22 protein-coding genes and 2 tRNA genes are annotated in these 23,554 nt (G+C 64.0%); 11 read left to right on the top strand and 13 right to left on the bottom strand.

Annotated features, from left to right (window positions below):
• Positions 1-41 precede the first annotated feature (41 nt).
• The 3 genes from VWN43_RS04205 to VWN43_RS04215 all read left to right on the top strand — a co-directional run bounded on the left by VWN43_RS04205 (position 42) and on the right by VWN43_RS04215 (position 4,216).
• Positions 42-989 carry a hypothetical protein gene (locus VWN43_RS04205; RefSeq protein ID WP_320180535.1) on the top strand — a complete coding sequence of 316 codons (948 nt, stop codon included), beginning with the start codon at positions 42-44 and terminating at the stop codon, positions 987-989.
• A gap of 359 nt (positions 990-1,348) precedes the next feature.
• Positions 1,349-2,977 (top strand): lysine--tRNA ligase, encoded by a 1,629-nt coding sequence (locus VWN43_RS04210; protein WP_320180534.1) that lies wholly within the window; start codon positions 1,349-1,351, stop codon positions 2,975-2,977.
• 117 nt (positions 2,978-3,094) lie between these two features.
• Complete coding sequence (locus VWN43_RS04215; protein WP_320180533.1) at positions 3,095-4,216, top strand: PAS domain-containing protein; 1,122 nt, start codon at positions 3,095-3,097, stop codon at positions 4,214-4,216.
• A 6-nt stretch (positions 4,217-4,222) separates the two neighbouring features.
• Here the strand turns inward: VWN43_RS04215 and VWN43_RS04220 are convergent, their stop codons facing one another.
• The gene (locus tag VWN43_RS04220) at positions 4,223-4,891 is read right to left on the bottom strand and encodes a prolyl hydroxylase family protein (RefSeq protein ID WP_320180532.1); all 669 of its coding nucleotides are present in this window, start codon (positions 4,889-4,891) and stop codon (positions 4,223-4,225) included.
• A gap of 99 nt (positions 4,892-4,990) precedes the next feature.
• Between VWN43_RS04220 and VWN43_RS04225 the strand changes: the two genes are divergently transcribed.
• A complete protein-coding gene (locus VWN43_RS04225; protein WP_320180531.1) occupies positions 4,991-5,545 on the top strand; it encodes a cytochrome b in 555 nt (184 codons plus the stop codon).
• An 88-nt stretch (positions 5,546-5,633) separates the two neighbouring features.
• On the opposite strand, the gene VWN43_RS04230 is transcribed toward VWN43_RS04225, so the two are convergent.
• The gene (locus VWN43_RS04230) at positions 5,634-6,593 is read right to left on the bottom strand and encodes an RcnB family protein (RefSeq protein WP_320180530.1); all 960 of its coding nucleotides are present in this window, start codon (positions 6,591-6,593) and stop codon (positions 5,634-5,636) included.
• 188 nt (positions 6,594-6,781) lie between these two features.
• On the opposite strand from VWN43_RS04230, the gene VWN43_RS04235 reads away from it, so the two are divergent.
• Entirely contained in the window at positions 6,782-7,354 is a 573-nt protein-coding gene (locus tag VWN43_RS04235) for a pyridoxamine 5'-phosphate oxidase family protein (protein ID WP_320180529.1), read from the top strand.
• A 114-nt stretch (positions 7,355-7,468) separates the two neighbouring features.
• Here the strand turns inward: VWN43_RS04235 and VWN43_RS04240 are convergent, their stop codons facing one another.
• From VWN43_RS04240 to ettA, 3 genes are all read right to left on the bottom strand, one after another.
• On the bottom strand, positions 7,469-7,906 hold the full coding sequence (locus tag VWN43_RS04240) for an FKBP-type peptidyl-prolyl cis-trans isomerase (RefSeq protein ID WP_320180528.1): 438 nt from the start codon (positions 7,904-7,906) through the stop codon (positions 7,469-7,471).
• A gap of 180 nt (positions 7,907-8,086) precedes the next feature.
• Positions 8,087-9,898, bottom strand: a complete 1,812-nt coding sequence (locus VWN43_RS04245; protein ID WP_320180527.1) for a sensor domain-containing diguanylate cyclase — start codon at positions 9,896-9,898, stop codon at positions 8,087-8,089.
• Between the two features lie 49 nt (positions 9,899-9,947).
• The gene (ettA, locus tag VWN43_RS04250) at positions 9,948-11,627 is read right to left on the bottom strand and encodes an energy-dependent translational throttle protein EttA (protein WP_253517153.1); all 1,680 of its coding nucleotides are present in this window, start codon (positions 11,625-11,627) and stop codon (positions 9,948-9,950) included.
• Positions 11,628-11,901: 274 nt separating this feature from the next.
• Between ettA and VWN43_RS04255 the strand changes: the two genes are divergently transcribed.
• Positions 11,902-13,113, top strand: coding sequence for a GGDEF domain-containing protein (locus VWN43_RS04255; RefSeq protein ID WP_320180525.1), 1,212 nt, complete (start codon positions 11,902-11,904; stop codon positions 13,111-13,113).
• A 164-nt stretch (positions 13,114-13,277) separates the two neighbouring features.
• Positions 13,278-14,453, top strand: a complete 1,176-nt coding sequence (locus VWN43_RS04260; RefSeq protein ID WP_330768197.1) for a GGDEF domain-containing protein — start codon at positions 13,278-13,280, stop codon at positions 14,451-14,453.
• Here VWN43_RS04260 and VWN43_RS04265 read toward each other — a convergent pair.
• The 4 genes from VWN43_RS04265 to VWN43_RS04280 form a co-directional block, all read right to left on the bottom strand.
• Positions 14,450-15,775 carry an MATE family efflux transporter gene (locus tag VWN43_RS04265; RefSeq protein ID WP_320180523.1) on the bottom strand — a complete coding sequence of 442 codons (1,326 nt, stop codon included), beginning with the start codon at positions 15,773-15,775 and terminating at the stop codon, positions 14,450-14,452. The two genes, VWN43_RS04260 and VWN43_RS04265, sit on opposite strands and share 4 nt — an antisense overlap.
• A gap of 77 nt (positions 15,776-15,852) precedes the next feature.
• Positions 15,853-15,929 (bottom strand) — tRNA-Pro (locus tag VWN43_RS04270).
• A gap of 26 nt (positions 15,930-15,955) precedes the next feature.
• Positions 15,956-16,032 (bottom strand) — tRNA-Ile (locus VWN43_RS04275).
• A gap of 56 nt (positions 16,033-16,088) precedes the next feature.
• On the bottom strand, positions 16,089-16,877 hold the full coding sequence (locus VWN43_RS04280) for a polysaccharide deacetylase family protein (protein ID WP_320180522.1): 789 nt from the start codon (positions 16,875-16,877) through the stop codon (positions 16,089-16,091).
• A 60-nt stretch (positions 16,878-16,937) separates the two neighbouring features.
• Between VWN43_RS04280 and VWN43_RS04285 the strand changes: the two genes are divergently transcribed.
• Positions 16,938-17,105, top strand: a complete 168-nt coding sequence (locus VWN43_RS04285) for a hypothetical protein (protein ID WP_320180521.1) — start codon at positions 16,938-16,940, stop codon at positions 17,103-17,105.
• Here the strand turns inward: VWN43_RS04285 and VWN43_RS04290 are convergent.
• Complete coding sequence (locus tag VWN43_RS04290) at positions 17,102-18,907, bottom strand: histidine kinase dimerization/phospho-acceptor domain-containing protein (RefSeq protein ID WP_320180520.1); 1,806 nt, start codon at positions 18,905-18,907, stop codon at positions 17,102-17,104. The genes VWN43_RS04285 and VWN43_RS04290 overlap by 4 nt on opposite strands.
• Before the next feature lie 227 nt (positions 18,908-19,134).
• On the opposite strand from VWN43_RS04290, the gene VWN43_RS04295 reads away from it, so the two are divergent.
• Both VWN43_RS04295 and VWN43_RS04300 read left to right on the top strand, forming a co-directional pair.
• Positions 19,135-19,596, top strand: coding sequence for an Lrp/AsnC family transcriptional regulator (locus VWN43_RS04295; RefSeq protein WP_253517135.1), 462 nt, complete (start codon positions 19,135-19,137; stop codon positions 19,594-19,596).
• Entirely contained in the window at positions 19,593-20,027 is a 435-nt protein-coding gene (locus VWN43_RS04300; protein WP_320180519.1) for a GFA family protein, read from the top strand. Before VWN43_RS04295 ends, VWN43_RS04300 begins: the two co-directional genes overlap by 4 nt.
• Positions 20,028-20,119: 92 nt before the next feature.
• On the opposite strand, the gene VWN43_RS04305 is transcribed toward VWN43_RS04300, so the two are convergent.
• Positions 20,120-20,617: a lactoylglutathione lyase family protein gene (locus VWN43_RS04305; RefSeq protein ID WP_320180518.1), complete on the bottom strand. Its 498-nt coding sequence runs from the start codon at positions 20,615-20,617 to the stop codon at positions 20,120-20,122.
• A 93-nt stretch (positions 20,618-20,710) separates the two neighbouring features.
• Between VWN43_RS04305 and VWN43_RS04310 the strand changes: the two genes are divergently transcribed.
• On the top strand, positions 20,711-21,613 hold the full coding sequence (locus VWN43_RS04310) for a LysR family transcriptional regulator (RefSeq protein ID WP_320180517.1): 903 nt from the start codon (positions 20,711-20,713) through the stop codon (positions 21,611-21,613).
• A 24-nt stretch (positions 21,614-21,637) separates the two neighbouring features.
• Here the strand turns inward: VWN43_RS04310 and accC are convergent, their stop codons facing one another.
• The gene (gene accC / locus VWN43_RS04315; protein ID WP_253517128.1) at positions 21,638-22,987 is read right to left on the bottom strand and encodes an acetyl-CoA carboxylase biotin carboxylase subunit; all 1,350 of its coding nucleotides are present in this window, start codon (positions 22,985-22,987) and stop codon (positions 21,638-21,640) included.
• A 3-nt stretch (positions 22,988-22,990) separates the two neighbouring features.
• Complete coding sequence (gene accB, locus VWN43_RS04320; protein ID WP_320180516.1) at positions 22,991-23,488, bottom strand: acetyl-CoA carboxylase biotin carboxyl carrier protein; 498 nt, start codon at positions 23,486-23,488, stop codon at positions 22,991-22,993.
• Positions 23,489-23,554: the final 66 nt, after the last annotated feature.

Consider the following 23,554-nt stretch of genomic DNA (forward strand, 5'->3'; position numbering starts at 1 on the left):
GATGACAGGAACTGTGGCGAAATCATGCCCGTTCTATTGGCATGACCAAGACCCGCCATATGATCGCCAGCGCCCCTATCGCGATTGCCGCGATGGCCGCGCTCCATACACCAGCCGCCATGGCTCAGGAAGCGCCACCGATCGTGCTCGATTTGCCGGCGCCAACGCCGGCCGCATCGCCCGCTCCGATCGTAATTTCAGCGCCCGCGCCTGCTCCGATCGTGATCGACCTGCCACAGGCCGAACCGGTGGTCGAACCCCCGGTCGTGAACGATCCCGCACCGGTCGCCACCACGCGGACCACGCAGGCCACCCCGACGCAACCTCGTGCTGAAGCTCGGGAACCTGCCGTAGCAACTACAACCGCTCCAGAAGCGACACTTGCACCCGTGGCCACGGCGGATACCGCAGTCGCAGCGGAGGAAGCTCCTCTGGCTGTTGGCGCAAGCGCTGTGCAGCCTGCCCCTTCGGCCGAGATCGTACCGGTTGAGGAGCCCGTAGGGGACGCCTCGAGCGCGGCCCTGCTCTTCGCGCTCCTTGGCGCAGGGGGAATCGGTCTGGCAGCGCTGCTGCTGTTCCGCTCGCGCCGCCGTCGTCGCACCGGCGATACGCCAGTTATCGAGCGGCCAATCGTCGGTGCGTCGCCGATCGTGGAGCGCGAAGCCCCTGTGACGGCGCATGCTCCTGAAGCGCGCAACACGTTGGCGAGTAAGTCGCCATCCGCCGCTACCAGCAATGGCGCAGCAGTCGAGTTGCCAAGCGAACTGCCGCCTAGCCGTGCCGAGCGGGGGCGCCTGCTCCAGCGGATGATCAACGCGCGGCCCGATCGCGCCAACCCCTTCGCCTCGCACAAGGCCCGTGCCAAGCGCGCCCGCCTCATCCTGCAATCGATTGGTACCCGTTTCACCGATCGCAAGCCGGGCATCGATCTCAGCCAGTACGCGAATGTCTGGCCCGAACTGCGCGGCTGGCGACCTGCGACGACCTAAATCCCTCCTGACCCTCGATAGGTGTCGCAGCGGTAGGGGCGTCTACTCCGACGAGTAGGCGCCCCTATTGGCGACTGTGCCCATCGCAGCATATCGTGCCGCAGCGTCTTTCGTCGCGCCTTGTTCGATATAAGCCAACGTCTGTCCTACACGGCGCTTTCCGGATACTCCCCGGCGCATGCCGCAGACCTTTGTTCTTGAACGCTACCTCTATCACATCTGCGAAAGGCCCGGCGGGTTTTCTCTTCCAGGACCGTGGTCCATGCGGTCCATGTGACTGGACTCGTCTTCGCGCGTTCCAACACGCGTCCAACACTTCGCACTTGCGAAAGCGGCGGTCACCCGCAATGGCGTTTCACATGAGCATGACCGATCTGATCGCCGCTGCACGCGTGTCCAAGGCCTGGCCATTCCAGGAGGCACAGCGCCTGCTCAAACGCTATCCCGACGGCACCAAGCCCGACGGCTCGCCGGTCCTGTTCGAAACCGGTTACGGCCCCAGCGGGCTGCCGCATATCGGCACTTTCCAGGAGGTGCTGCGCACCACGCTGGTGCGCCGCGCCTTCGAAGCGCTGATTGGGGCGCGGCCCGAAGACGGCAAGACGCGGCTGGTCGCGTTTTCCGACGATATGGACGGGCTGCGCAAGGTGCCCGACAATGTGCCCAACCAGCAGCTGTTGCAGGACAATCTGCACCTGCCGCTGAGCCGGGTGCCCAATCCCTTCGATTCCGACCACGCCAGCTTCGCCGCGCACAACAATGCGATGCTCCGCGAATTCCTCGACCGCTTCGGCTTCCAGTACGAGTTCGTCTCGGCCAGCGATCGCTACAATTCGGGTGCCTTCGACGAGGCGCTGCGCCAGGTTCTGCGCAAGAACCAGCAGATCCTCGACATCATGCTGCCGACGCTGCGCGAGGAACGCCGCCAGACCTATTCGCCGGTGCTGCCGGTCAGTCCGCAGACCGGCCGCGTTCTGCAGGTGCCGGTCGAGGTAGTCGATGCCGAGGCGGGCACGATCCGCTTCACCGACGAGGATGGGACTGTCATCGAGCAGAGCGCGCTGGGCGGCATGAGCAAGCTGCAGTGGAAGGTCGACTGGGCAATGCGCTGGTATGCGCTGGGCGTCGATTACGAAATGTACGGCAAGGATCTGACCGACAGCGGTGTGCAGTCGGGCAAGATCGTGCAGGTACTCGGCGGGCGCAAGCCCGAGGGGTTGATCTACGAGCTGTTCCTCGACGAAAACGGCGAGAAGATATCCAAGTCCAAGGGCAACGGGCTGACCATCGACGAATGGCTGACCTATGGGTCGGAAGAGAGCCTGGGCTTCTACATCTTCCCCAATCCCAAGAGCGCCAAGCAGCTGCACGTCGGCGTCATCCCGCGTGCAGTGGACGATTACTGGCAGTTCCGCGAGCGGCTGGCCGAGCAGGAGCTCGACAAGCAGCTCGGCAATCCGGTGTGGCATCTGGCGCGAGCCAATGGCGGCTTCGAGGCGGCGGAGGCGCCCGGCGCAGGTGAAAGCCTGCCGGTGACCTACGGCCTGCTGCTCAACCTCGCCAGCGTGCTGGGCGCCGAGGCAAGCGAAGATGCGCTGCGCGATTACCTCGCCAGCTATATCGGCGACGGCCGGATCACGCCCGAGCTCGAAGTGCTGATCGGTACTGCGGTTACCTATACGCGCGACTACATCGTCCCGACATTGTCCAAGCGCGCGCCCACCGCCAACGAAGCGGACGCGCTGCGCGCGCTCGACAGCTATCTTGCGGGGGCCGCCGAAGATACCAGCGCCGAAGACCTGCAAACGCAGGTCTATGAGATCGGCAAAAGCGAAGACTATGGCTTCGCCTCGCTGCGCGACTGGTTCAAGGCGCTCTACCAGACGCTGCTCGGCAGCGATCAGGGTCCGCGCATGGGCAGCTTCATCGCGCTTTACGGGGTCGCGAATACGCGCAAGCTCATTGCCGAGGCGTTGGCACGCGGCTGACCGGTCCAAGAACCTCGACCGAGCGTCGCAGAAACGCCGGGGCAGGGACTTGCAATCCCTGTCCAACCGCGACAGTCTCTACTCCGGATAGATGGGTAGTTGAGAGGGGGAGGCGCCATGGGTCGCGCCATGGACGGCAACAATGGGCGGACTCCACCTTCCAGCGGGGTCGAAAAGGCAGTCGAACGCGCCGAGCATGAGGCGCGCATGGTCGGCCGTCTTGCCGATCTCAAGATCGGCTCGTCGCAGCTATTCATGCAGACGACCGAACAGACACGCATGGCGCTGTCCATCGCCGATCCGCATCAGGACGATTGCCCGCTGGTCTATTGCAACCAGGCCTTTGTCGATCTGACCGGCTATGACCGCGACGAGATTATCGGCCGCAATTGCCGCTTCCTGCAAGGGCGCGGCACCAAGCCCTCGGCTGTCGCAAAGCTCGCCGAAGCGGTGCGGAGCGGGGAATATACGGTCGTCGATATCCTCAACTACCGCAAGGACGGATCGTCTTTCTGGAACGCGGTCCATGTCGGCCCGATCTACGACGAGAATGGCGATCTGGCGTATCTGTTCGGTTCGCAATGGGACATCACCGAACTGCTCGCCGCGCGCGAGACGATTGTCGAGAACGAGCGCGTAGCGGAGGAATTGCGGCACAGGACCGACAATCTGTTCGCCGTCCTGGTCGCCATCGTCCGGCTGTCGGCGCGCAATTCGCAGGACGTCGGCGAACTTTCGAGCAAGATCGAGCGGCGGGTCGAAGCACTCGCGGGGGCGCACCGGGTCTCGCTGGCGGCAGAAGGGCTCAACCACGACCGCAGCAATCTGCGCGATCTCGTCGAAGCGGTCATGCGGCCTTATCGCAGTGCGCGCGGCGACCGCATCGACCTTGGCGGCGAACTCATCGAATTGCCGCGCAAGCATGTCACCCCGCTGGGCCTTACGCTGCACGAACTGGCGACCAATGCGCTCAAATACGGCGCGCTGGCGCATCAGGACGGCAAGGTCACGATCGACTGGGAGGTCGCGGAAGGCACGCTGGTGATCGAATGGGAGGAGACACGCGGACAGGGGGCGATCCCGCTTGCAGCCAATCCCGAGATCAAGGGTACGGGTTCGGGCACGCGGCTGATCGAAGGCGTTATCCGCGGCCTTGGCGGCGGGGTCGAGATGCGCTTCGAACCCACGGGGTTCCAGGCCACCATCCGCGTACCCGCAGCGGCGCGCGCGCTCGACTGAGCGGGGTTACCCGTGCTTGCGCGTGCGAAACCACTTGGTCAGCACGTATTTCTGTCCCGCGATCACCGGGGTCCCGGCATGGAGCGTGTCCTCGTTGGGTAGCCCTTCGGGCGTGGCATTGTTCCATACCATCAGCACGCCGGGTTTCGGTTCGATCGAGGCGCCGATCTCGACGAAATGCGTATGCCCGCCTTCCTCGACCTCGTTGAGAAAGGCCATCGCGGTCCAGCAGCGTTGCCCGCCACGCTTGCGTTCCAGCTGCCAATATTCCTGGTCGGTATAGAACCAGTCATTGTGCGGCTTGAATTCCTGCCCGGGAAGATAGCGCTGGCCCTGGATGTTTTCCCCCGTCTTGCCCGGCAGTCCGAGCAGATCGTCGATCCGCCGCGAGATCGCCTTGATGAACGGATCGTGCGGATCGAAATTGCCCGAATAGGAGGTGCGGAACTTGGCGATATAGGCGGTTTCGTGCAGCTCGCTCGGGCGCGCGACGGCATCGATCATGCCCATCAGGCGCTGGCATTCATCGGGCGAGAGGAAATCGCCAATGGCGTAGATTTCTGCCCGATCGGTGGGGATCTTGTATGCCTGCGGGTCGGCATCAAGGCGCTTGCGCACCATGGCGCCGACGCGTTTGAGAGCATCCTGGTCGGGAACGGTAGCGGTCTTTGTCATCGGGGCCCTTGTTAGCAAGCATGCGCAGGGCTTCAAGTAAGCCGCTTGCCGGGCAGGTCGCGAGCGCTAGGATGGCGTCCTATCCATAGGGAGTGAATGATGAGCGAGACGCACGCACGCCGCTATTCCAAGGGAGCCATGCTGTTCCACTGGGCAATCGCGATCCTGGTGATCATGAACTGGCAGATCGCCGAACGCGCTGGATCGCTGGAGATGCCGCTCAAGGCGGAAGTTTTCGGCTATCACAAGGCCTGGGGCATGGTGATCCTCGCTCTGACCCTGGGTCGGCTGATGTGGCGGTTCACGCACCGCGTTCCGCCGCTTCCCGCTGACCTCGCCCGCTGGGAAGCTGCACTGGCGCGCACGGTGCATACGATTTTCTATGTCCTGCTGATCGGTCTTCCGCTGGGCGGGTGGCTGGCCAATTCGCTGGGAGGACGTACGATCGACGTCTTCGGACTGTTCACCATTCCCGCGCTCCCGGTCGGCGAGAATAGCGATCTGGCAGGTCAGATTTTCGACGCCCATGCCCTGGGTGGATCGATTTTCATTGCCCTGATAGGCCTGCACATACTCGGCGCGCTCAAGCATACTTTCTTCGATCGCAACGGCGGCATTTTCCGCATGTTGCCCTTCGGCAAGGTGCCGAGCTGAGGCGGGCTACGAAAAAGCCCCCGCCAGTCACGTGGCGGGGGCCTGATTGCCGCCCGGACTACTCACGAAATCCGGTCGGCGGCGTGACTTACCAGAAGAAGTTGTGAATCACGTCGACCACTTCGCCGCTGTAGATATCGACCAATAGCACGTCGTCGTAATAGCGCACCCAGCGGTAGGGGCCGTAGACCTCGGGCAGGCGATACCGCCAGGGATCGTTGATCCAGTAGCGGCTGCCGAAGAACAGGCTGCCGATGCGCAGGCCAATGCTCAGGCGGCGATAATTGTAGTTACGATAGGGCGCGTAGTAGCGACCGAGCCGGTAGGTGCTGCGATTGTTGTAGCGATAGCGCTGCCAGTCGTAGCGATTGTTGCTGCGCCAGCGGCGCTGGTCCCACCGATCGTAATCCCGCCACTGACGTCCGTCGTAATAACGCGCCCGGCGATTGTCGTGACGCACGCTGCGCGAACTGGTCCGATTGGCATCGCTACGGCTGCGGCGCTCCTCGCGCGTGTTGCGCTCGCGCTGGTCGCGGCGACCGTCGCGATAGGCTTCGCGGCGCGCGTCTTCGCGTCGGTCGGTCCGTTGTTCGCTTCGCCGTTCGCTGCGATTGCGATCAGCATTGGCGCGGTCGCGGTCGGCATTGGCGCGGTTGCGATCGCCCGTGGAGCTGCGGGTACGCTGCTGGATCTCGCGCCGGCTGTTGCGTTCGCGAGCCGCTTCTCCGCGCCGGTCCGAAGTGCTTGAGCCACGGGCCTGCGCAATGTCCGCACGATTGTTGCCACGCGATTCCGCGCGTTGCACCCGCTCGACGCGTTGCGGGCGCTGTGCCTCGCGGGGCTGGGCGCGGCGTTCGCTGCGCTGCTGGCGCTCGGCGCGCGGAGCGGAGCGTCGCTGGCGGGTTTCGCTGCGGTCGCCGCGGTCGCGCTGGGCGCGTTCCTGCCGGTCGCGCGATTGCGCTTCGGCTTCTGCGGGCAGGGCGGTGATCGCCATCGCCGCAGCGAGAGCGCTCAGCGCGCTTCCTTTCAGGAGCTTGGTCAGATTCATGGAGCGTGTCCTCTTCTTACGCTTGGTACCGCTCCACCACCCGCGGCATTTGTCGATGTCGCAGTTTGTAACACAACGGCCTGACCCCAAACTGAACCGGCCTGTCGGGGTTTCGTTCATGTTTCGATAGGAAAATATGAATGTCGTGGGGGTTGGCACCGGGTCGGTGCGCAGGCATTGCTACGGCCATGTACGATACACTCGACGAAGTCCGCGCCGATATCTCCGCCAGGCTGGCCAATGCGGCGGCAAACCGCCATTCACCCATGCACACGCCGGTGGTGGCGACGACGGATGCCGATGCGCGGGTGATGGTCCTGCGCGCCTTCGATGCCGATCACTGGACGCTGCGCTTCCACACCGACGCCCGGTCGCCCAAGGTCGCGGTGATCGAAGGCGATCCGCGTATGGCGGTGCTCGCCTATGACCGCGACGCCAAGATACAGTTGCGCCTGCGCGGCACCGCACGGATCGAACGCGACGGGGCGATGGTCGATGCGGCGTGGGCAGAAAGCACCAATTTCGCGCGGCGTTGCTACCTTGGGGAAGGGCCGGGTGCGATCTCGGATGTGCCCACCTCGGGGCTACCGCTCGAATTCGAGCGCGACGAGCCCGATGATGTCCAGCTTGTCCCCGCGCGCGAGAATTTCGCGGTGCTGGTGATGCAGGCCGAGGAGATCGACTGGTTTTCGCTGGCCCACCACGGCCATCGCCGGGCGGTGCTGGCGCGCCACGGCGCCGCCCGCTGGATTGCGCCTTAGAGCCTGGGATCGGTCAAGCCGCTTCGGTCTCTCGCGCATGTATCGATACGATGGCGGGCGGCCATCCACGTGCCCGATCGGGGCCGTGGGCCCGGACCGCCCGCCAGTATTCCGTCAGGCTGCCTGCTTGATCTCGCGCAGCGTGATGGCGAAAGTAATGTCTTCACCGGCCAGCGGGTGATTGCCGTCGGCCTTGATCGACTGGTCGTTCACATCGACGACATAGAGCGTCATCGGCGAACCGTCCTGCTGCTGTGCCTGCAGCGCCATGCCGGGCTGCGGAGCGGGTTCGGGCGGCAGGTTCTCGCGCGGGATTTCGATGATCAGCTCGTCGCGGCGCGGACCGAAGGCGCTTTCGCATTCGATCGCGACGGTTTCTTCGTCGCCGACTTCCATCGCGGTCAGCGCCTGCTCGATCTGCGGGAAGATCTGGCCGCTGCCCAGTTCGATGTCCTGCGGGCCTTGTTCTTCGGTGTTGCCGACCACTTCGCCGTCGCTCCGGCGCAGGACGTAGTCGATGGATACGGTATCACCGTTTTTGGGAGTGGGCATAAATGTCCTTTTCGAAATTGGATTTTGCGGCCGCCATGGGCCGTCCGGGAACGCACTCGTAATCGAGCGCCTTGCCCCTGATTGTCGCAACTCAGCCGGTGCTAGTCAAATGCAGTCGGCGCAGCTCGCTCACTGCCTGCCGATTCATCGCCTAGGGTGGGGGATGATCCACGCGGTCCGTTAGATCACGGCGGGTTCTTCGTAGATCACGCAGCGCGCGCGGCCGGCGTGCTTGGCGCGATATAGCGCGTCGTCGGCCGACCGCAGCAGCTGGCTTTCGTCCCAGCGCACGTCATATTCCGCGATGCCTATACTGACAGTCACCGGTTCGAGGCCGGCTTTGTGCCATTCGGTAGCTGCCAGCGCGCGGCCGATGGCCAGGCAGCGTTCGCGTGCCGCAAGCGCGTCACTGCCCGGCCAGACGAAGAGGAATTCCTCGCCGCCGACGCGGCCCACCATTTCGCCCGAGCGCAAATGCGCCTCCAGCACCTGGCTGACCTTTACCAGCGTGAGATCGCCGATCTCGTGGCCGAACCGGTCGTTGATGGTTTTGAAGTGATCGATGTCGATCATCGCGATGGTGAACCGATGCCTGCCGGAAAAGGCTTTCGCTATCTGCCCGCCGATCCGGGACAGCACCTTGCGGCGGTTGGGAATGCCCGTGAGATGGTCGGTCTCGGCCAGGATCCTGACTTCGGCTGCCTCGGTCTCGGCCCGCAGCTTTGCCTGCTCGAGTTCGCGCATGGCCTCGGTGCGTTCGGTCACATCCATGATGGTGCCGAAGATGATCGCGGGCCCATGGCGAGTGTTCGTTTCCACCTCGTTGCGGCATTCGAAATAGCCCGGCGTGCCATCGGGTGAATCGATGCGGGCTTCGAATATGAACGGGATGCCGGTGTGGCGTGCGCCCGCCAGCAAGCCCATCACCCGCGGGCGGTCATCCTCGTGGAACATCTCCGCCATCTCGGTCAGTGTGGCAGGCAGGGGGTCGCGCGCCAGCATCCTGCCGGCTTCTTCCGACCAATAGATGGCATCGGTATCCGGGTCATGCCGCCAATGGCCGACCTTGGCGGCGCGCTCCGCAGCTTCGAGAAGCCGCTTGCTGGTGGCAATTTCCTCGAGATCGCGCCGGTTGCGGGCGAGCGACAGCGCAACGGGCAGGGTCGAGACCAGCAGGGCGAGCAGGTAGACCTGGAACACCAGCACCTGCTGCTCGACCGGGGGGAAGAAGGCACCCACCGGACCGAGATCGAACATCGTCAGGACCGAGCCGATCGCGGTCACGAGCAGCAGCGCGACCATCGCGCCGCTCAGACCTAATGCCGCAGTGGTGATCGAGATCGCGACCAGCGGCAGGATCAGCAAGGGGAACTCGGCCTGCCCGAAGGCCGCCAGCGCGGTCAGCGCGACGAATACGAAGGTCCAGAAGCCGCGCAGCGACAGCATGCGGGTCTCGTGCGCTTCGTCCTGATGGAGGAACATGACGACCGGGGTCACCACGAGCATGCCCAGCGTCACCGTGCTCATCCACGAGGTAAGGAACACGGTATCGAAATTGCTGGAAAGGATGCCCGCCATGATTGCGCTGGCAATGCCGCCTACCAATGCGGAGGCGGCGAAACGGAGCAGGTTGAGCGGACGCGCCAGCAGGACATGTTCCGCACGCCCGCCGCCCATCAGCACGAAGACCAGCCAGCCTTCGATCAGATTGGCAATGGTATATCCCACCGAGGGCAAGACCCCCACGCCGGACCACATATTTGCTGCAAAGCTGGCGAGGGCTACGCCGATGCTGGTCAGCTTGCGCCCGCGGGGGCCGAGCAGCAGCAGCGCAGCGACGAAAATGCCGCTGGAAGGCCAGACCGCCGCCAGGCCATCCGCACCTTGGGTGAGCTCGAGTGCGATCATCGCGCACACGAGCCAGCCGAGGCTGAAGATGATCGCCCACGTCAGTTCCGAGCCCGCCGAAACCGCAAACTTTTGCCTGCCCAACTCAGTCCCCCCTTGGCCGCGGCGTGGATGGCCGGGCCTTACCGGAGGCTTAACGCGTCAGCTTCTTGTAGGCGAGACGTGTGGGACGATCTGCCGCATCGCCGAGACGACGGCGCTTGTCTTCCTCGTAAGCTTCGAAATTGCCTTCGAACCATTCGACATGGCTGTCGCCTTCGAAGGCCAGGATATGCGTGGCGAGGCGATCGAGGAAGAAACGGTCATGCGAGATGACCACGGCGCATCCGGCGAAGTTCTCGATCGCTTCCTCGAGCGCGCCGAGCGTCTCGACGTCGAGATCGTTGGTCGGTTCGTCGAGCAGGAGGACATTGCCACCTTCCTTGAGCATCTTGGCCATGTGGACGCGGTTGCGTTCACCGCCCGACAGTTTGCCGACGTTCTTCTGCTGGTCGGCGCCCTTGAAGTTGAACGCTCCGACATAGGCACGGGTGCTGGTGTCGTGACCATTGACCTTCATGTAATCGTGCCCGTCGGAGATTTCCTCCCACACGTTCTTGCTCGGATCGAGATGGTCGCGGCTCTGGTCGACATAACCCAGATGCACGGTGGAACCGATTTCAACTGTCCCGCTATCGGGCTCTTCCTTTCCGGTAAGGATCTTGAACAGCGTCGACTTGCCTGCGCCGTTGGGGCCGATCACGCCGACGATCCCGCCCGGGGGCAGCATGAAGGAGAGGTCTTCGAAAAGCAGCTTGTCGCCATAGGCCTTGGTGATGTTCTTGGCCTCGATCACCTTGCCGCCGAGGCGTTCGGGGACCTGGATGACGATCTGCGCCTTGCCCGGCTTGCGGTCCTTCTGCGAATCTTGGAGCTGTTCGAACTTGCGGATACGCGCCTTGGACTTGGTCTGGCGCGCGGCCGGGGTCTGCCGGATCCATTCGAGTTCGCGGCCCAGCGCCTTCTGGCGCCCGCTTTCCTCGCGGCTTTCCTGCTCGAGACGCTTGGCCTTCTTTTCGAGATAGGTCGAGTAATTGCCTTCGTAGGGATAGTAGCTGCCGCGATCGAGCTCGAGGATCCATTCCACGACATTGTCGAGGAAGTAGCGGTCATGGGTGATCATCAGCACCGCGCCGGCATATTCCTTGAGGTGGTTTTCAAGCCACTGGACGCTTTCGGCGTCGAGATGGTTGGTCGGTTCGTCGAGCAGCAGGATCGAGGGCTTCTGGATCAGCAGACGCGTCAGCGCGACACGGCGCTTTTCGCCGCCCGAGAGGTCGGTCACCGACCAGTCGCCCGGCGGGCAGCGCAGCGCTTCCATCGCCACTTCGAGCTGGTTGTCGAGCGTCCAGCCGTCGACTGCGTCGATCTTGGCTTGCAAATCGCCCATTTCTTCCATCAGCGCATCGAAATCGGTGTCGTCCTGCGGATCGCCCATTTCTGCGCTGATCGCATTGAAGCGGTCGACCAGCCCGGCGGTTTCGCGCGCACCGTCCTTGACGTTTTCGAGCACGGTCTTGCTCTCGTCGAGCTCGGGCTCCTGCTCGAGATAGCCGACGGTGATGTTCTCGCCCGGCCAGGCTTCACCGGTGAAATCGGTATCGATCCCGGCCATGATCTTGATCAGCGTGGACTTGCCCGCCCCATTGGGGCCGACGATGCCGATCTTGGCGCCCTGGTAGAACTGCAGGTTGATGTTGCTGAGCACCGGCTTGGGCGCACCGGGGAAGGTCTTGGTCATGTCCTTCATGACGAAAGCGTACTGGGCGGCCATCGGGCGAAAATCCTTCGAGAAATGGAATTGGCTGGGCGGGCACAGTGGCCCTCATGTTTGGGGGCGCAGATAGTCGTCCGAGCCTCGCGGGGCAAGTATGACGAGGGCACAGCTTCGCCGCTGCAGGTATCGCGACGGGAATTGCGTGTTAACGCGCAATGACATCTGGACAAAGCCGGCAATAAAACGAATGGGGCCGGCACTCGGGGGTTTCACCTACACCAACTCTTAACCGAACCTCTTTATCGCATTGGCAGGAGGGCAGGGGCAGTCCATGCGCGAACAGATTCTAGGGCTGATAACACCGATGATGGCGATGGTATTCGTCGTCGTCTTTCTCGTGCTGTGGCGGCGAGGCCGGATGGGCGACTACGTCCTGGCATTCGCCGGTGCCTATTTCTTTTTCGGCCTCGGCTTTCTTGCGACCCATGCGGTCGATCCGGGCCAATGGTATGTGTTCCACCTGACGCAAGGCCTCTATTCGCTGGGGAGTGTCGCCGCCGTTTGGGGGGCCGCGCGGCGAATGGGGCAGCCGATCTCGCTGACGGGCCTAGGTATTGTCTATCTGTTGTCAGCAACCACATTGGCGGTCGCCGTAGCGCTGTCGTCGCAGACAGAACCCCGCCTCTATATCGTGAATGCGGGCTATGCCGTCATGTTCCTGATGGGCGCGTTGGCAATGCTGCAGGCCCAGCGCCGTACCGCGATCGACACGCTGGTTATCCTATTGTTCGCTGTCTCATCGGCTCAGTTCCTCATCCGGCCGGTGCTCACGCTGCTTTTGGCTGGCGGCAGCGAAGCGAGCGCCTATCGCGAATCCATCTACTATTCGGTTCTGAGCGTGGCCGTCACCATTCAGTCGTTAATGACGGCCGTCACGCTGGTCGGTGCGTGCGTCTACGACCAGATCAAGGCGGTGCGCGAACAGGCCGAGGTGGACGGGCTGACCGGGCTGCGCACGCGGCGCGCCTTCGAACAGGATGTCGTCGAACTGCTCGAGCGAGCGAAGCAGGAATGCCTGCCGGTCTCGCTGGTGGTGGCCGATATCGACCACTTCAAGGCGGTCAACGATGTCTGGGGTCACCAGGTCGGCGACCATGCGATCGCGCAATTCGGCCAGATCATCACCGGGACAATTCGCGATAGCGACCTTGCCGGGCGTATCGGCGGCGAAGAATTCTGCATTCTCGCGTGGAATTGCGACGAAACCGCGGCGGTCACCATGGCCGAGCGCATCCGCGCCAAGTTCGCGCACACACAGGTTGAGGGCATGCCCGACGATCACCGGCTCACCGCCAGCTTCGGCGCTGCCGGGCGGATCGAGGGCGAAGGTTACGGCCGACTGTTCGCGCGGACCGACGCGGCGCTCTACCGGGCCAAGGAAGGCGGCCGCAACCGCACGGTGCGCGACAGTGCGGGTAAGAAACGCAACGTGGTCACCTCGATCACGCAGAGCGTCGAGGAGCGGCGCGAAGCGAGCGTTTAGCCAAGAACTCGAATCAAGCTGCGCTATGTCCCTGCGCCAAGCCACTTGTCCTGCGAAAACTAAACCGATGTTTTTCAATCGGGCCTTAACTGTTATCACCTAGGGATCGGGTGAGAGGGTCGGGGTAGCGCATGTCAGAGAACATTTTAGCTTTGGCGAATCCGATGCTTAGCACGGTATTCGCCCTTGCGTTCTTCATCTTGTGGCGACGCGACCCCAGCGCCACTTGGATCGCGATCATAGCCGTGGGATATTTCTCCAGCGCGCTTGGGTTTTTCATTTTCCATTTCACCGACGACCCCAATGGGATCATCGCGATCGTGTTGATGCACTTGTGCTATTCGCTCGGCACGATCAGCCTGGTGTGGGGAATATGCGCACGGTACGGGCAGCCGATCAATCACAGGCTCTATATCGCGATTGCCGTTACCGGCATGATCCTGATGATCGGCGCGAGCTTCGGGGTAGATTACAATGCCCGTCTGTATACCGCCAACGCCTGTTACGGCCTGATCCTTGCTCTCGGCACCCAGACAGCCGCGCGCAAGGCAGGCACGGAGTTGCTCGACAAGGCGATAATTCTCCTTCTTGCCATCGGCACCTTCCAGTTCTTCGTCCGCCCGCTGGTCGCGATCATGGTCGAAGGGTCGATGACCGCTGCCGAATATCGCGAAACGCCGTTCTACGCCCTGATGGTCGTGTCGCTGGCGCTTGCGGCGGTATCTCTGGCGCTGATCTTGCTGGGGGCGGCCTTGACCGACCAGACCAAGGCGGTGCGCGAAGATGCGGAGCGCGATGCGCTGACCGGTTTGAAGATGCGGGGCCCCTTCGAAGCCCAGGCAATCGCCATGCTGAACCGCGCTCGCGACAAGGACGTCCCGGTGAGCGTGATCGTGGCCGATATCGATCACTTCAAGCGGGTCAACGATATCTGGGGGCACCAGGTCGGCGATACGGCGATCGCCAGCTTCGGGGACCTGCTGCGCTCGACGATCCGGGATACCGACATTGCCGGGCGCATCGGTGGGGAGGAGTTCTGCATCCTCGTGTGGAACTGCCCGGAGGAGCCCACGCTTAACCTAGCCGAACGTATCCGCGCGCGGTTCGAGCAATTGCCGATCGAGGGCATTTCGGATGACGTCCGGCTGACGGCTAGCTTCGGCGTCGCCCAATGGGTCACGGACGAAGGTTATGGCAGGCTGTTCGCGCGTGCCGACGCCGCGCTCTACCGGGCAAAGGAAGGCGGCCGCAATTGCACTTCCGCCGATGGCGACGACAGACCACGCGCCGTCGTCTCCCCCCTCAAGCAGGGTCCCGATCCGCGCGAAGTGCGCGCCTAGCCCAGTTCCCGCCGCAGCAAGCGCGGCATGAGCGCTGCTTGCATCGCCGCACGCAGCAGCAGGAACCCGACGAAGCTGGCCCATAATCCATGATTACCAAGCGGCCAGGTTAGCCACAGCATTACGCCATAGCCCGCCGCCGCGCCTGCCATTGCGAGGAGGAGTGCGCGGGTCCAGCTGGCGCCCACGAACACGCCGTCGAGTACGAAACCCGCAAAGCCCGCCAGCGGGATCGCCACCAGCCACGGCCACAGCGTTCGCGCTTCGGCGGCGACTGCGGCGGTGGCGGCAAAACTGTCGGTGATCGGCCCGCCGAGGAGGGCAAACAACAGCGCCAGCACGGCCGCCACGCCCAGGCAGCGCCACAGGATCGCGCGGATATAGAGCGTGAAGCCAGCGCGGTCCTTGTCCCCGGCGCGTTCGCCATTGAGCACCTGCGCGGCATTCTCGAATCCGTCGAGCAGCAGCGCGGAGAGCACGAAGAGCTGGTACACGATCCCGTTCGCCGCGAGCGCCACCGGTCCGCGTTCTGCCCCCAGCCGGGTTAGCGCGGCAATGGCGATGATCAGCACCACCGTGCGCAGGAACAGGTCGCGATTGACCGACAGGAAGGGCCTGAGCGCTGCGAGCGACATGCTGGTCCCAGTGTGCAGCGCCGCGCGGATATCGCTGCCTGCAATCCGCCAGATCACGACGCCCGCGACGGCGAGCTTGGCGAATTCGGCGATAAAGCTCGACCAGCCGATCCCCGCGATGCCCCAGTCGAGCGCCAGCGCCAGCCATAGGCCCAGCGCGACATTGAGCAGATTGTAGAATACCTCGATCGCCAGCACCTCGCGCATGCGGCGGCGTCCGACGAGAAAGCCGACCAGCGCGAAATTCGCCATTACGGCGGGGGCGCTCCAGTACCGGATATCGGCATAGACCAGCGCCGCGCTGCGCACCTGCGCCTCGGCTCCCAGCGCGTCGAGCAACAGCGGGAGCAGCACCGGCTTGGCGAGCAGCAGCAGCGCGGCGATCGACAGGCCGACCACCAGCCCCTTGATCAGCACCTCGGCCTGCGCCTGCGCGCCCGAACGCGTACCCGCCTGCGCGACCATGCCCGTGGTGCCGGTCTTGAGGAAGTTCATCACGGTGAACAGCGCCGCGAACAGCTTGGCGCCGACATCGACCGCGCCCTGCGTCGAGGCATCGCCCAGCCGCCCGACGATCCACATATCGCCAACGCCGATCAGTGCGGTGGCGACATTGGTCACCATGGCGGGCAGCGCGATGGCCCAGATCAGCCGGGTGTCGATGGTGGGCGAGGCGGCGGTGTTCAAACGGTGGAACTCCCGCAACGGCGGCTGAAGCCTGCCGGACGAAGCCGCCCACGCGGCGGCTTCGCATTACGAAATACTGGTCGGGGAGACTGGATTCGAACCAGCGACCCCTTGTACCCAAAACAAGTGCGCTACCAGGCTGCGCCACTCCCCGACCGATTTCCCGCAAGACGCCGAGCTTGGTGGGCCCGGCAGGACTCGAACCCGCGACCTAGCCGTTATGAGCGGCCAGCTCTAACCAACTGAGCTACAGGCCCCAAGGCACGCCCTGCGGAACAGCGCGCCTAGCCCCGGGGCGTGAGGCATGCAAGCGCTAGGCGTCCACTGCCGTCATGATTTCCGCGACCGTGGTCGGACGGACGCCGCGCATGTCGAGATAGCCGTAGACCCCGCGCAGCCAGTCATAGAGCGCGTCGAGGTCTTCTTCGGTGCGGACGTAGGGTGTGTGACCGGGCGCCAGCGAGGGGCTGTGGAAGCTCAGCACCAGTACCGGCAGGCCGTCGTCGATCGCGATATCGACCGCGCGCAGCGCCTCTTCCTTGGTCACGCCTTCGGGGGTGAGCCCGATGCGTTCGAGTAGCCCGAGCTTCGCCAGCGCGCCGCCGAGCAGCGGGAGTTTGCGGGCAAGCGGGAAGATCTGCTGGCCCTGCTTGCGCAACATGCCCCAGAACACGCTGGTAAGCGGGAGTTCGAGCAATGTGCGCTCGGCATCGGTCCAGTAGGGGACGACCGGATGGCGGCTGTAATCGGGGCCGTGCGCGTCGGAATAATCGTAACGCGCGCGCACCGAACTATCGATCGCCACGCCGGTCTCGCTCAACACTTTGGCGGTTTGCGGGCCGAGGCCATAGCGGCCCGCGCGATAAATCCGCGGAACGGTGCCGAAGCCTTCTTCGATCGCATCGCGCAGGCGGCAAAACTTGTCCCGCTCCAGCTCGTGCGGGAGGTTGCCGGCAAAGCTATTGTACGTGGTAACTTCTTCCTCGTGCGGCGGATTGACCCAGGGGTGCAATTGCACGCCCACTTCGGCCTTTTTCGCGCGCACCGCATCGCCGATGATCTCGCGCGCCAGCGGGTCGGTCGCGATCGGCCAGTCGACCATGTAAACGGGCGAGACGCCGAGCCCTTCGCAGAACTCCTGGAAACCGGTGATCGCGCGGACATGGTCCAGCCCATAGCCATCGGCGCGAAACGGGGCGTTCCAGTCGAATTCTTCCTCGGTATCGACCGTCAGCAGCGAACGCTGGCCGAACCCGTCTGCATAGCGCGCGACCTGCGATGGGTGGGGCGGGTCGAGGAGGTTGGCATGGGCGATGGCGGTGGGTCCTAGCCGGCGGCGCGATCAGGTGCATCGGCAGGGCTAGGCAGCGCATCCACGCCGGTCAAGAGCGGGAGCGCGAGGATGAGGACGCCCTCTTCGCGCAGGAGCTCGCCGCCAGCCGCGCGGGCTTCAGCGCGCGCGAGGCGGAGCGAGAAGCCGGCGCCGAAAATGCCCGAGCTCAAGGTGCTGCCACCCGAGCGGACATCGGAGACGAAGACGTCCTCGGTTTCAGCCAGCTTGGCGGGTAGCTGCACACGCAGCGCAACCTGTTCGCCATCCAGCGCGAGGGCCAGCGCGACGTTCTCGCCCGCTCCGGTCGCTCCTGCAAGCGTCGCCAGGATGCGCCAGCCAAGCATCTCGGCTTCGTTCTGCGCCAGCGCCATTGGGGCAGGCGCTTCGGCGATCTCTGCATCGAACCGCGCAACCCGCGGGCCCAGCACAGTCTGCAACTGACCGACCTGCGCGCGAACGATGGCAGCAAAATCGCTCTCGCCCGCTTCCAGATCCAATTCGCCGGTCTCGAGCCGCGCGAGCCGGTCGAGCTCGTCGAACCCGGCAAGGATGCGCGCGGAATCGCCCGCGATCGTCGCGGCCAATGCGCGGTATTCATGCGGGGTGGGCCCGAAGACCTGCTGCTGGATCACCTCGGCATAGCCCTGCATCGCATTAACCGGCGTGCGCAGCTCATGAAGCAACTGGCGCAGGCGATCGGCGCTGCGCTGGGCGCGGTTGTCGACCGGTGCGAGCGCGCGGCGGAAGCGCCCGACATAGCCATAGAAACGCCCGTCGCCGCGAGTGAAACGCGGGGCGGCATCGACGATCCAGTTACCTTCGATCGCCTCGGCCCCGCGCAGGCTGATCGGCACGTCGCGGACCGGTTGGCGGTTGACGAAGGCGGTGGCGAAATCCTCGCCCACCTGGCTACCTGCGCGCCGCTGCGAAAGGTCGATCCCGATCACCAATGGAGCGATTTCGGGTTCGGCCCAGTCGATCCGGCCTTCGGACCCGGTCCCAAAGCTGAACCCGTCAAGCGGTTTGCGCTGCGCCGTCTCTTCGAGCCCCGCCATCGGCAGTGTCGGCGCACTGGCTCCCTGTGCGCCGGGCGCACGGGCCTTGCGGAACGTCTCGATCCGCTCGACCAGCGCACGGATGCCATCGGATTTGGCAGGCGTTTCCGCCTCGGATGCTGGAGCGGTGTCTTCAGCGACTGGTACCGGCGCGGGCTGCGGATCCGCTTCAACGATGCCGTCGGGCTCATCCGTGGGCACGGCATTCTCGTTCGCGGGGCGCAGTACCAGCGGTTCGAGCTCTTCGAGATCGATCGGGTCGCGTGTGTCCTGCGCGGCCGGTTTGCGCTGGGGCGCAGGTGCTGGCGCCGGCAGCGCGCGATCCGATACGCCGAGCCGGTCGAGCACGCGCACCGCACCGGCGGGCAAATCGCGGCGATGGCGTAGGAAGCCGCGCGCGCGGATCGGCAGGCGCGGAATCAGCGCAGCCCATTCCTCGTCGGTCAATTGCGCGCGATACAGCGCGGCCCCGGCGATGGCGGGATGCGCTTCGCCGAACCAGCGCACGAGTTCGGGGTTGCGGAAGCGCCAGCCGTTCTCGCCCACGATGCCCGCGCGTTCGTCGGTCGGGATCACCTCGGCGAGCGCGATCAGCCGCAGATACGCCGCCGCCTTGAGCGCAGGATCACCGCCTTGCGGCCGCTCGCCAAGCAGATCGAGCAATTGCCGGAACTGCGTCTTCGCCGCGCGCTCGCCCGCAGCGCGGTGGCGCAGCACAGTGGCAAGGCGATCGTCGAAATGCATTGATTCTCCGGGTGGCGTGGGGGTCCGCTACACGTAACCCATCGCAGCACAACGTTTCTACAGGTGTAAAACTTAGGCTGAACGGAAAGTTGCCTTCGCGTTGCAAAGCGGGACAATTGCTGGCAGAGCTAATAATGTTAGCCAAGAGGGCTGCATCGCGTTTCCAACATTTCGTGGAAGTTTCGCGATGACTCGCTCGTGGCGCAGGGTTAGCAGGGGCAGCGTATATGGCCAATCTTGATGATATCGACCGTCGTTTGCTGGCGGAACTCCAGTCCGAAGGACGAATCACCAATGTCGAACTGGCCCATCGGGTCGGGTTGACCGCACCGCCGTGCCTGCGGCGCGTGCGCGCGCTCGAGGAAGAGGGCGTTATCCGCGGCTATCATGCCGAGCTCGATCCGTCGAAGCTGGGCTTCTCGATCACCGTCTTCGCGATGGTCAGTCTGAAGAGCCAGGCGGAAGACGCCTTGCGCGAATTCGAAGTCGCGATGCGCGACCTGCCCGAGGTGCGCGAAGTGCACATGCTCAACGGCGAGATCGATTTCATCATCAAGATCGTCAGCAGGGATCTGCAAAGCTTCCAGGAATTCCTGACCAGCAAGCTCACGCCGGCGCCCAATGTGGAGAGCGTGAAAACCTCGCTCACCATCCGCACCAGCAAGCACGAACCCGGCGTCCCGCTATGAGCGCGGTCGAGCGGATCGAGGGCCATTGCCTGTGCGGCGCGGTCACCATCGCGCTCGACAATCCGGCGCATGAAATCGAGATCTGCCAGTGCGCCATGTGTCGGCGCTGGGGCGGCTCGTTCTACACTGCGCAGACCGGTGAGCGCGTTGAGATTACGGGCGAGGACAAGGCCACCATATACCGCTCGAGCGAATGGGCCGAACGCGCCTTCTGCTCGCAATGCGGCAGCAATCTGTGGTTCCGCTTCCTGCCGACCGGCAACCGCAGCTTTTCCGCGGGCCTGTTCGATGCGGCGGCCCACCATGCGATCGAGAAAGAGATCTTCGTCGACGAACGCGCCGACTGGTGCCGCATCGAAGGCGACCATCCGCGCCAGACCGGCGAAGAGGTGATCGCGGAAGCCAAGGCTGCGGGTTTCACCTTCGACTAGCGTCAGCGGTGGCGGGCAGGGACTGGCGCCCACCTGCAAGGTATCGGGCAAGCCGGGCGAGGCGAGAGAACCCGCCCCGCCCGGCGCCGGGGTTACGAGTACGCGCCTTCCGAATAGGTAAGCTCGTAGCTGTGGCTGTAGATTTCGAAGACGATCCCGAACGGGTCCTCGACATAGCACATGCGATAGGGCTTCTCGCCGGGGTAATATTCGCGGATCGGCATGCGCTGCTTGCCACCGGCAGCGACGATCTTTTCGACCAGCCCTTCGACGTCGGGATCCTGCACGCAGAAGTGGAACGTTCCGTGGCGTTTGTGGGCGAGATTGTCCTCGGGGGCATAATTGCCCGGAAACTCGAAGATTTCGATGCCCACGCGGTCGGCGGTGGCAAGGTGCACGATCTTCAGCGATTTCCAGTTCGGGCCGAACACATCGGTGCACATCACGCCGATCGGGCTGTCGTCCTCGAACACCTCGGTCGGCTCCATGATGGTGTAGAGACCGAGGACTTCGGTGTAGAATTTGACCGCGGCTTCGAGGTCGGGGACCGAGAGGCCGATATGGGAGAAGGTCTTGGGCGATACGTTCATGGGGGATCCTTTCACTCGCTGACCCCGCCGATATCGACCTCGCACATGACAATTTGAAATTATCATATCTCATAATCGTGATAAGGTCAGGTTATGAATGACCTCAATTCCCTATGGCTAAAGTCCTTCACCGTCCTGTGCGAGGAACGCCATTTCACCCGAGCGGCAGCGCGCCTCAACATGACCCAGCCCGGCATGTCCCAGCACATTGCGAAGCTGGAGCAGAAACTGGGCGTGGCGCTTATCGAACGCGATGCCCCGGGGTTCGCCCTGACCGATGCAGGAGAGAAAACCCTCGCCATGGCGCGCGCGCGATGGCGCGAGGAACGCGACTTTCTCGAAAGCCTCGATGATGAAGACGAAGACCGCGGCAAGATTAGCGCGGCGAGTTCGAGCAGCTTCGCAATGCTGCTCTATCCTGCCCTGATACAGTGGATGGCGGACGCGCCCGGAATTTCCGCAAGCCTTACGGCGGCGCCCGAGGACAGTATCGTCGCGGGGGTCCTGTCAGGGAGCTACGATGTCGGCGTGATCGCGAACGCGCCGCGCCATCCCCGCCTGACCGCCGAATATCTGGGGGCGGAGCCGCTGGACCTCATCCTGCCCCGCAAATGGGACGGACGCCAGCCGCGTTTCGAGGACCTGCAATCGCTGGGGTTCGTCCAGCATCCGGACGGCACGACCTATGCGGATGCCGTGCTCGGATCGAACTTCGCCAAGGAATACCGGGGCGCGGAAAGACTGCACGTCCGCAGCACCGTCAACCAGATCGGGCAAATTCCCGAGCCCGTGGCGCGGGGACTGGGCTATTCGATCCTCCCGCGCAGCGGGGTCCTCGCGTACCCGGGGCGCGAGCAGCTTTCGATTGCGCAATGCCCCCAGCCCAGTTTCCTCGAACTGCATCTGGTGGAACTCAAGCGAAGGGCCCGGTCACCGCGGGTCGAGAAACTGTTCCGCCTGGTTCGAAAAGAGGCCGGAAAGCTTGAATGCCGGTAGCTGCCATCCGGCCGATAGCCGTCGTCACCCCTCGCGCGTCTTGAGCCATTCCTCGAGCCATTTGATCGAGTAGTTCCCGCTCTTCACATCGTCCTGCTGCAGCAGTTCCTGGTGCAGCGGGATGCTGGTCTTGACGCCTTCGACCACCATTTCCTCCAGCGCGCGCTTGAGGCGCATCATGCAGCCTTCGCGGGTGCGGCCATAGACGATCAGCTTGGCAATCATGCTGTCGTAATAGGGCGGAATCCGGTAACCGGCATAAAGCCCGCTATCGACGCGCACATGCATGCCGCCGGCCGCGTGATAATGTGTCACTTCGCCGGGCGAGGGGGCAAAGGTCCAGGGATCTTCGGCGTTGATGCGGCATTCGATCGCGTGGCCCTTGAACTCGATTTCGTCCTGCGTGATCGAGAGCGGCCTGCCCTCGGCGATACGGATCTGTTCGCGCACCAGATCGACGCCGGTGATTGCTTCCGTAACCGGGTGTTCGACCTGCAGGCGGGTGTTCATTTCGATGAAATAGAACTCGCCGTTTTCCCACAGGAATTCGATCGTCCCCGCGCCGCGATAGGCCATGTCGCGCATGGCCTGCGCGCAAATTTCGCCCATCCGCATGCGGTCGTCCTCGCCCAGCACGGGGGAGGGGGCCTCCTCGAACACCTTCTGGTGACGGCGCTGGAGCGAACAGTCGCGCTCGCCCAGGTGGATTGCCCCGCCATTGCCGTCGCCGAAGACTTGGAATTCGATATGCCGCGGGTCGCCGAGATATTTCTCGATATAGACGGTGGCGTCGCCGAAGGCGGCCTTGGCCTCGCTGCCCGCCTGCTTCATCAGCGTTTCGAGCTGGTCTTCGCTTTCGCAGACCTTCATGCCGCGCCCGCCGCCGCCGCTGGCAGCCTTGATGATCACCGGATAGCCGATTTCGTCCGCGATCGCGCGGCCCTGCTCGACCGTTTCGACCGCGCCGTCGGAACCCGGGACCAGCGGCAGGCCAAGCGCGCCGGCGGTCTTCTTCGCCGCGACCTTGTCGCCCATGGTACGGATATGCTCGGGCTTGGGCCCGATCCAGGCGATGTCATGCGCCTCGACGATCTCGGCGAACTTGGCGTTTTCCGACAGGAAGCCGTAGCCCGGGTGGATCGCGTCAGCCTGGCTGACCTCGGCCGCGGAAATGATGTTGGCCACATTGAGATAGCTGTCGGTCGCGGGCGGCGGCCCGATGCACACCGCGTGATCGGCGAGCCGGACATGCATGGCATCGGCGTCGGCAGTGGAATGCACCGCGACGGTCTCGATACCCATTTCATGTGCCGCGCGGTGGATACGCAGCGCGATTTCGCCGCGATTGGCGATCAATATGCGCGAGATACCCATGGCTTACGCGACGACGACGAGCGGCTGGTCAAATTCGACCGGCTGGGCGTTTTCGACGAGGATCGCCTTCACCGTTCCTGCCTTGTCGGCCGTGATCGGGTTCATCACCTTCATCGCTTCGACAATGACCAGCGTCTGGCCTTCCTTGACGCTGTCGCCGACCTTGATGAAATCGGCCGCACCCGGTTCGGGGGCCAGATAGACCGTGCCGACCATCGGCGATTTGGTCGCCCCGGCGGTGTCCGCTTGCGCGGCGCCTGCGCTTTCAGGTGTCGGAGCCGCAGCAGCAGGCGCTGCCGGAGCCGCCGCCGCTGGCGCCGCCATCGCGGGAGCGGCTGCCATGGCCACGCCGCCGCCGCGCGCAACGCGGATCTTGCGGTCGCCATCCTCGACTTCGATTTCGGTAAGTCCGGTGTCGTCCAGCATCTCGGCCAGCTCGCGTACGAGAGCGGTGTCGACATTCATGCCGGATTTGCCGGCGCTGGCTTTACGATCGGCCATGGAACCCCTTGTGTGTTGTTTGCGCCGCCTATGCTACCCGCGCGGCGATAGGGCAAGGGGTGTGCG

It is taken from the genome of Qipengyuania sp. HL-TH1 (assembly GCF_036365825.1).
GTDB lineage: Bacteria > Pseudomonadota > Alphaproteobacteria > Sphingomonadales > Sphingomonadaceae > Qipengyuania > Qipengyuania profunda.

What these genes read in the sequence shown, in the direction of transcription:
- VWN43_RS04205 (WP_320180535.1), top strand. Translation starts at nt 42, where the DNA reads ATGACCAAGACCCGCCATATGATCGCCAGCGCCCCTATCGCGATTGCC.
- VWN43_RS04210 (WP_320180534.1), top strand. Translation starts at nt 1,349, where the DNA reads ATGAGCATGACCGATCTGATCGCCGCTGCACGCGTGTCCAAGGCCTGG.
- VWN43_RS04215 (WP_320180533.1), top strand. Translation starts at nt 3,095, where the DNA reads ATGGGTCGCGCCATGGACGGCAACAATGGGCGGACTCCACCTTCCAGC.
- VWN43_RS04220 (WP_320180532.1), bottom strand. Translation starts at nt 4,891, where the DNA reads ATGACAAAGACCGCTACCGTTCCCGACCAGGATGCTCTCAAACGCGTC.
- VWN43_RS04225 (WP_320180531.1), top strand. Translation starts at nt 4,991, where the DNA reads ATGAGCGAGACGCACGCACGCCGCTATTCCAAGGGAGCCATGCTGTTC.
- VWN43_RS04230 (WP_320180530.1), bottom strand. Translation starts at nt 6,593, where the DNA reads ATGAATCTGACCAAGCTCCTGAAAGGAAGCGCGCTGAGCGCTCTCGCT.
- VWN43_RS04235 (WP_320180529.1), top strand. Translation starts at nt 6,782, where the DNA reads ATGTACGATACACTCGACGAAGTCCGCGCCGATATCTCCGCCAGGCTG.
- VWN43_RS04240 (WP_320180528.1), bottom strand. Translation starts at nt 7,906, where the DNA reads ATGCCCACTCCCAAAAACGGTGATACCGTATCCATCGACTACGTCCTG.
- ettA (WP_253517153.1), bottom strand. Translation starts at nt 11,627, where the DNA reads ATGGCCGCCCAGTACGCTTTCGTCATGAAGGACATGACCAAGACCTTC.
- VWN43_RS04255 (WP_320180525.1), top strand. Translation starts at nt 11,902, where the DNA reads ATGCGCGAACAGATTCTAGGGCTGATAACACCGATGATGGCGATGGTA.
- VWN43_RS04260 (WP_330768197.1), top strand. Translation starts at nt 13,278, where the DNA reads ATGCTTAGCACGGTATTCGCCCTTGCGTTCTTCATCTTGTGGCGACGC.
- VWN43_RS04280 (WP_320180522.1), bottom strand. Translation starts at nt 16,877, where the DNA reads ATGGTCGACTGGCCGATCGCGACCGACCCGCTGGCGCGCGAGATCATC.
- VWN43_RS04285 (WP_320180521.1), top strand. Translation starts at nt 16,938, where the DNA reads ATGGTCCAGCCCATAGCCATCGGCGCGAAACGGGGCGTTCCAGTCGAA.
- VWN43_RS04290 (WP_320180520.1), bottom strand. Translation starts at nt 18,907, where the DNA reads ATGCATTTCGACGATCGCCTTGCCACTGTGCTGCGCCACCGCGCTGCG.
- VWN43_RS04295 (WP_253517135.1), top strand. Translation starts at nt 19,135, where the DNA reads ATGGCCAATCTTGATGATATCGACCGTCGTTTGCTGGCGGAACTCCAG.
- VWN43_RS04300 (WP_320180519.1), top strand. Translation starts at nt 19,593, where the DNA reads ATGAGCGCGGTCGAGCGGATCGAGGGCCATTGCCTGTGCGGCGCGGTC.
- VWN43_RS04305 (WP_320180518.1), bottom strand. Translation starts at nt 20,617, where the DNA reads ATGAACGTATCGCCCAAGACCTTCTCCCATATCGGCCTCTCGGTCCCC.
- VWN43_RS04310 (WP_320180517.1), top strand. Translation starts at nt 20,711, where the DNA reads ATGAATGACCTCAATTCCCTATGGCTAAAGTCCTTCACCGTCCTGTGC.
- accC (WP_253517128.1), bottom strand. Translation starts at nt 22,987, where the DNA reads ATGGGTATCTCGCGCATATTGATCGCCAATCGCGGCGAAATCGCGCTG.
- accB (WP_320180516.1), bottom strand. Translation starts at nt 23,488, where the DNA reads ATGGCCGATCGTAAAGCCAGCGCCGGCAAATCCGGCATGAATGTCGAC.